This is a genomic window from Flavobacterium sp. (genome assembly GCF_044361015.1).
GTDB lineage: Bacteria > Bacteroidota > Bacteroidia > Flavobacteriales > Flavobacteriaceae > Flavobacterium.
Genome location: NZ_JBIKJL010000080.1, coordinates 1 through 7,352, shown reverse-complemented (window position 1 = coordinate 7,352; position 7,352 = coordinate 1). Strand labels below are relative to the sequence as shown.

The 7,352-nt window shown below is 34.4% G+C and carries 6 protein-coding genes; all 6 read right to left on the bottom strand.

Annotated elements, in window-relative coordinates; translation table 11 throughout:
* On the bottom strand, nucleotides 1-1,265 hold a 1,265-nt coding region (gene murC / locus ACIQ2Z_RS12135; RefSeq protein WP_396184430.1), incomplete at its 3' end, for a UDP-N-acetylmuramate--L-alanine ligase.
* Between the two features lie 91 nt (nucleotides 1,266-1,356).
* Nucleotides 1,357-2,043 (bottom strand): tetratricopeptide repeat protein, encoded by a 687-nt coding sequence (locus tag ACIQ2Z_RS12130; RefSeq protein ID WP_396184429.1) that lies wholly within the window; start codon nucleotides 2,041-2,043, stop codon nucleotides 1,357-1,359.
* Nucleotides 2,044-2,175: 132 nt separating this feature from the next.
* Entirely contained in the window at nucleotides 2,176-4,323 is a 2,148-nt protein-coding gene (locus ACIQ2Z_RS12125; RefSeq protein ID WP_396184428.1) for a S46 family peptidase, read from the bottom strand.
* A 169-nt stretch (nucleotides 4,324-4,492) separates the two neighbouring features.
* A complete protein-coding gene (gene obgE / locus ACIQ2Z_RS12120) occupies nucleotides 4,493-5,494 on the bottom strand; it encodes a GTPase ObgE (RefSeq protein ID WP_396184427.1) in 1,002 nt (333 codons plus the stop codon).
* An 87-nt stretch (nucleotides 5,495-5,581) separates the two neighbouring features.
* Nucleotides 5,582-6,805 (bottom strand): hemolysin family protein, encoded by a 1,224-nt coding sequence (locus ACIQ2Z_RS12115; RefSeq protein ID WP_396184431.1) that lies wholly within the window; start codon nucleotides 6,803-6,805, stop codon nucleotides 5,582-5,584.
* A 171-nt stretch (nucleotides 6,806-6,976) separates the two neighbouring features.
* A partial coding sequence (locus ACIQ2Z_RS12110; protein WP_396184425.1) for an adenylate kinase family protein occupies nucleotides 6,977-7,352 on the bottom strand: 376 nt, incomplete at its 5' end.

The following is a 7,352-nucleotide window of genomic DNA, read 5'->3' as shown; positions in this document are numbered from 1 at the left end:
GTATAAATAATCAAATCCTTTCGTTTAAAGGATTGTGCAATTTGATCATAGGTTACTTCTTCCAATTGTTTAATTTTTACTGCATCGGGTGAATAAAAAACAACAGCAATATCAGCAGCATCCAACGCTCCTTCATATTCCTTTAGAAATTCAGCATTCAAACTACTGTAGGTGTGTAATTCTAAGCAAGCTACTAATTTTCTATCAGGATATTGATTTTTTACCGCTTTTGTGGTTGCAGAAACTTTACTGGGCGAATGAGCAAAATCTTTATAAGCAACTTTCCCTTTTCCCTCGGCAATTTTTTCCAAACGTTTGGAAGCTCCTTTAAAACTGGCAATGGCTTCGTAAAAATCGGCTTCATCTACTCCCATATTTTGACAAATCCATTTGGCTCCTGCAAGGTTGTTAAGATTATGTGCTCCAAACACTTCAATAGGCATTGGTCCTTCGGGTGTGTCTAAATAAGTTATCCCGTTTTCAACAGTATGACTTGGTGTTTGATAAGGCAACCTTCTGATGGTGTTAGTGGTTTCTTCGGCTACTTTTTTCACCGTTTCATCTTCTTCGTTATAGACCAAAATACCGCCTTTGGTTATTTGATTGACAAAAATTTCAAACTGTTCTACGTAATTTTCAAAAGTGGGAAAGACATTAATATGATCCCAAGCTATTCCTGAAAGTAAGGCAATATTGGGCTGATACAAATGAAATTTTGGTCTTCGGTCAATTGGTGACGACAAATATTCATCGCCTTCCAAAACGATAAAATCATTTTTTTCGGTAAGATGGACCATCGTGTCAAAACCTTCCAATTGTGCTCCTACCATATAATCAACTTCGATATTATGGTAATGCATCACATGTAAAATCATGGAAGTTATAGTTGTTTTTCCATGCGAACCACCAATTACGACACGGGTTTTATTCTTTGATTGTTCGTATAAAAATTCAGGATAGGAATAAATTTTTAATCCTAATTCCTTGGCTTTTAACAATTCAGGATTATCTGCTTTGGCGTGCATTCCTAAAATAATTGCTTCGATATCTGAGGTGATTTTCTCCGGAAACCAGCCCATTTCTTCGGGTAAAAGTCCGTGTTTTTGCAATCGTGATTTTGAAGGTTCAAAAATAGCATCATCACTTCCTGTAACGTGATAACCTTTGTGGTGTAAGGCAAGTGCTAAATTGTGCATGGCGGCTCCGCCAATGGCTATAAAGTGAAGCCCCCTGACTCCCGAGGGGGGAATAATTTCATTACTCATATTTTATTAATTATAGGTCTGATGGCAGAAAATGGATTGACAAGGACACTTAAACAATTTTAAACTAAATTAAACTATCTTAAACTTTTTCTTATTTTTCAAATTTCTTTTTTAATTCTTCCGCTTTTTGGGATTGCTTCATTTTATTTTTATACAAGTCGTATAACTTTTGAAAGGTCGTTTTCGAATTGCCAATTTCGTGAGCTTTTTTATAATTGATTTCAGCTTTTGTATACCTTTTAAAATATTCGTCAATATAACCTTTGGCCATGAAACCATCTACTTTAGAAAGTTTCATTAATTCATCGGCATACTTTTGAGCTTTCGTTTCACTTCCACCTACAATGCCGGGCAATTCGGTAAAAAATACCACCAAAGCCCAACGCGTATCAATATGTTTGGGGTCCAATTTTGCAGCAGTTAAAAAAGATTCTTCTACATCTCCCAATAAATTCAAAGCCTTAAACTTATTGATTTCCTTAGCTTTCATTCCTAACGCACCTCCATACTTGTAATGATAATCGGCATTTAATGGATATTGTATTTTAATTTTTTTGTAGTATCCAATCGCTTCATCCCAGTTTTTATTTTTTCCGGCAATATCTCCCAAATATTCTAAACTTTTGGTATGATTGGGATTGGCTTTTAAGTGCTTTTCAAAAAGTGCCTTTGCTTCAACCAATTTATTTTGACGAAATAATTGTTCGGCTTTTTCGAAGTCTGAATTTGCCATTGTGGACATGGAAATTATAAAAATAAATACACTTAAAATTTTCATAGCTGGAATTTGTTTTCAAAAATAATAAATTGCCGAGATAATTAAATGTTCTTTATACTAATGTTAGCAATAAAAAAAAATCTGCTCCATTACTGAAGCAGATTTTTAATGAATTAATAATAACAATATTCCTTATTTGACAATTGTCAATTCATCAATAATATTTTTTGCTCCGGCATATTTTTCAATAATGAATAAAACGAAACGGATATCTACATTGATTGTTCTTTGTAATTTGTCATCAAAAATAACATCTCCGGCCATTGCTTCGATGTTTCCGTCAAAAGCTAATCCAATTAATTCTCCTTTTCCATTTAGAACAGGTGAACCTGAATTTCCTCCAGTGATATCATTATCTGTTAAAAAGTTCACATGCAATGAACCATCTTTATCAGCATATTGACCAAAATCTTTTTTATTATACAAATCAATTAGCGGTTGAGACAAATTGAACTCTTCATCACCAGCTTTATGTTTTTTAACCATACCTTCTAAAGTAGTATAGTTATTGATTTTTGCATCGTTTCTTTTATCCGCAGGTAATGCACGTACTTTACCGTAAGTTAAACGCAAAGTAGAGTTAGCATCCGGATATTGGATTGTAGACAATTTTGATTCTCTTAATCCTTCCACCAACAAACGGTAGGATTTTGAATAATCATTTTGAGCTTGTGTCAATTCGTCAGAACGAGTAGTTAAATGCGTTAACAAATCATTTGATAATTTATTTAACGGATCGTTTGTTATCATGGCTTCACTAGGAATTTCCAAAAAGGCATTCAATTTTTCTTTTGATGTAAACATACTCAATTCAAAAGCCGCATTAACATAAGCTGTAAAGTCATTGTTATTTGCTTTAGCCATTTCTTCTACAGACGGAGCAATTTTATATCCTGCTTTTGCATTATACAAAGCTAATTGACCTGCTAAAATATCTTTTTCTGCCGGTAAATATACTTCCCCAAAAAAACCATCTATCATTTCTTGTAAACCTGGTTTTAATTGGGCTCTTTTGGCCACATCAGCTTTAGCATATCCTTCCAATTGTTTCCCTAAGCCTCTGGAAATTGTTCCAAAAGCACTAGTTCTCAACAATTGTTGTAAATAATTGTCATGACGAGTTTTTTCATTGGTCATGGCATAATATTTATTGATGGTTGGCACTACTTCACCATATTTAGATTTGTTTGCAGGCTTGTTTGCCCAAGCATTAAATTTAGCTTCATTTTTACGTTTTGCATCCGCTGTTTTAAATTTGCTTAACGCATCGATCATACCTTGACGATTTTTCCAATAATTGGCCACACCGGCATATTTTGAAGCGTACATTAAACGCACCGCATCGTCTTTATCCATGTGGACTTTCATTTTGTCCATGCCCATTTTTGAACCTTCAACCCAAGCAGGATAAGCATATTTTACATTTTGCTCAATTCCTTCAGCCGGCATCCATCGGTTTGTACGCCCCGGATATCCTAAAATCATCGCGAAATCATTTTCTTGCACACCTTTTAAGCTGATTGGTAAATGGTGTTTTGGTTTCAAAGGCACATTGTTTTCTGAGTATTCTACTGGATTTCCATTAGCATCTGCATATACTCTGAACAAAGAGAAATCACCTGTATGGCGAGGCCATTCCCAGTTGTCAGTATCTCCACCAAATTTGCCGATGCTTTCTGTAGGTGTACCAACTAATCGTACATCCTTATAATCTTGGTAAACGAAATAATAATATTCATTACCTTGAAAGAAAGGACGAACAGAAACAGTATATTTTCCGCCACCGTCATTTTCTTTTTGAATTTTAGCAGTTTCCTGATTAATGGCTGCTTCACGTTCTGCTTCAGTCATTTTATCATTAACTACAGCCAACATTCTTTTTGTAACATCATCCATACGAACAAAGAAACGAACAAATAAACTCTTTGGCTTTAATTCTGCTTTGCGATTTTGTGCCCAAAATCCATCTCGTAAATAGTTGCTTTCTGTAGAAGATAATTCAGCAATAGCATCATAACCGCAATGGTGATTGGTTAAAACCAAACCATCTTTTGAAATCATTTCCGCAGTACAACCTCCATTAAACTGAACGATTGCATCTTTTACACTTGAATTGTTAATGCTGTAGATTTCTTCAGCAGTTAATTGCAGACCCATTTTCTGCATATCGCGTTGGTTTAAACGCTGAATGTGCATTAAAAACCACATTCCTTCATTTGCGAACAAAGTAGCCGGAAATAAGGCAACTACCGCAACGAAACTTAAAATAAATTTTTTCATTTTCTATTAGTTATTAAATCTTTGCGAATATAATTCAAATTAGCAATTTAACACCCTTGATTGTTTGAAAAACTACAACGATGTAGTATTTTTTAACGAAATATTTAGAATTTCATAAAAAAAGCATCCCATTCAGGATGCTTTTAATGCTTTGTAGAAAGTATACCTATTATGGATTTAACATCGTCCAAAGTCCATCTTTCAATTCCTGCAATCCTTGTTGAGCAACCGATGAAATAAACATATAGTTCGTTCCTTTAAGTTCTTTGTCCAATTGTTTTTTTAATTCTATTTTCAATTCATCATCCAGCAAGTCACATTTTGAAATGACCAAGAAACGGTCTTTATCCAACATTTCGGGATTGTATCTTCGCAATTCATCCAACAAAACTTCATATTCTTTTTTAATATCTTTCGCATCCGCAGGAACTAAAAACAACAGAATTGAATTTCGTTCTATGTGACGCAAAAAGTAATGACCCAAACCTTTTCCTTCGGCTGCTCCTTCAATAATACCCGGAATATCAGCAATTACAAACGATTGAAATTCGCGATACGCCACAATTCCTAAATTGGGTTTCAAGGTTGTAAATGGATAATCGGCAATTTTTGGCTTTGCTGAAGTTAAAACCGACAGCAATGTTGATTTTCCTGCATTTGGAAAACCGACTAAGCCAACATCAGCTAAAACCTTTAGTTCCAAAATCACATCGATTTCTTCCACCGGCATACCCGGTTGTGAATAACGAGGTGTTTGATTGGTTGACGAACGAAAATGCCAGTTTCCAAGACCTCCTTTTCCTCCTTTTGCTATAATTTTCACTTCATCATGTTCAGTGATTTCAAACAAAACTTCTCCTGTTTCGATGTTTTTTACAACGGTTCCCAAGGGAACTTCTACATATTTATCTTCACCGTCATGTCCGGTACTTCTGGAACTTCCTCCATCACCACCATGACCGGCACGCATGTGTTTGACAAATTTTAAATGAAATAGTGTCCACAAACTTTTGTTCCCTTTTAAATAAACGTGACCGCCACGACCTCCGTCTCCACCATCAGGACCACCTTTTTCAATAAATTTTTCACGGTGTAAATGAGAAGAGCCCTTCCCTCCTTTTCCGGATGAAACATATATTTTTACGTAGTCTACGAAATTTCCTTCTGTCATAGTTTTGTTTTCTGTTGTCGGTTGTCAGTTATCTGAAAATAAGTTAAATCAACTGCTTACTAATAACTGCCAACTGATAACTATTTTTTATTCTTTTAAGTTTTTGATTAGGATTTTATCAATTTTAACGCCATCCATATCAATCACTTCAAATTCTAATTTATTCCAAATTAATTTTTGACCTTGTTTAGGAATGTTTCCTAATTCGGTGATAATAAATCCGCTCACGGTAGTTACATCATAATCATTAACATTTTCATCCATATCAAAATAGGTAAGAAAATCGTGTAATGAATAATGTCCGTCAACCAGCCAAGTGCCGTCTTCGCGTGCAACTAATTGAAATTCTTCATCATAAAAATCCGAAGCATCTCCCACTAAAGCCTCCAAAATATCGTTCAATGTGATTATTCCTTGAAAAACGCCGTGTTCATCAACAATCAGAGCATAATGTACTTTTGATTTTTTAAAATTTTCTAAAGCCTTATAAGCCGAGGTGTGCTCAATAAAATATACAGGTTCTTTCGTTATAGTTTTTAAGTCAAAAATGCCTTTTTCAAAACTTACAAATAAATCTTTCAAAAGAACAATTCCTTCGATATCATCCATATTTTCACCACAAACAGGATAAAAAGAATGCAACTCCTCCAATACTTTTTCTTTTAGCTCTTGAAGTGTATCTTCCAAGGAAAGATAGACTACAGATGAACGATGGGTCATTAACGAATTGACTTTTCTATCACCAATGTGAAAAACACGTTCAACAATATCCTGTTCAATTTCCTGAACTTCACCTACTTCAGTACCTTCTTTAATAATGGCTTTTATTTCTTCTTCTGTCACTTTACCATCGGCAGTAGGTTTTATTCTGAATAAATCTAAAATAAATTCGGTAGAAATGGTTAACAGCCAAATAAACGGAGCGGTGATTTTTGAAACAATTTTCATTGGAACAGCAACCGCTTTTGCAATGGTCTCAGGGTAATTTAAACCAATTCTTTTTGGAACTAATTCACCTAAAACTAATGAAAAAAATGTTAAAACAACAACTACAATTCCAACTGCAATAGAGTTTGCGTAAGGCTTTAACATTTCAAAACCGGCCACAAAGTTTTGAACATCAGTGGTAATCTTATCTCCTGAATAAATACCGGTTAATATGCCAATTAACGTAATTCCGATTTGAACGGTTGACAAAAATTTGTTTGGAGAATTAGCCAAATCCAATGCCACTTTTGCAGCAGGATTGCCTTTTTTAGCGGCAGTTTCTAAACGGCTTTTTCGAGCTGAAATCAGTGCAATTTCCGACATCGAAAAAACACCATTCAATACAATTAAAAATAAAATTATTAGAATTTCCATTTGTTTTTTTTTAGCAAAAAAAGAGCATCATTTCCGATATTACGGATGAAGCTCCTTTTTAATTATGCAAATATCTAAAAAATTCAAGACTAAATTGCCAAATTTTAGATAAATAACTATTTATTTCAAGTTGTCGAAGACAAAGTTTAATCGTTCGTTAACCTCTAAAATCGATCCAATCCCATTTACAAGATGAAATTTTCCTTGATTTTTATAATACTCCATTAAGGGAGCGGTTTTTTCGTTGTATTCTTGGTAACGGTTTCTAATTTTTTCTTCGTCTTGGTCGTCTGGTCGTCCCGAGGTCTTTCCTCTTTCCAATAAACGTTGAACTAGAATATTATCATCTGCTTCTAATGCAACAGTGGCAGTAATTTCTTGATTTTTAGAAGTCAGAAACGCATCCAAAGCTTCGGCTTGAGTAATTGTTCTTGGAAAACCATCAAACAAAAAACCGGCAGAATCAGGATTTTTATCCACTTCGCTTTGCAACATT

What these genes read in the sequence shown, in the direction of transcription:
- ACIQ2Z_RS12130 (WP_396184429.1), bottom strand. Translation starts at nt 2,043, where the DNA reads ATGAAAATTTTAAGTGTATTTATTTTTATAATTTCCATGTCCACAATG.
- ACIQ2Z_RS12125 (WP_396184428.1), bottom strand. Translation starts at nt 4,323, where the DNA reads ATGAAAAAATTTATTTTAAGTTTCGTTGCGGTAGTTGCCTTATTTCCG.
- obgE (WP_396184427.1), bottom strand. Translation starts at nt 5,494, where the DNA reads ATGACAGAAGGAAATTTCGTAGACTACGTAAAAATATATGTTTCATCC.
- ACIQ2Z_RS12115 (WP_396184431.1), bottom strand. Translation starts at nt 6,805, where the DNA reads ATGTCGGAAATTGCACTGATTTCAGCTCGAAAAAGCCGTTTAGAAACT.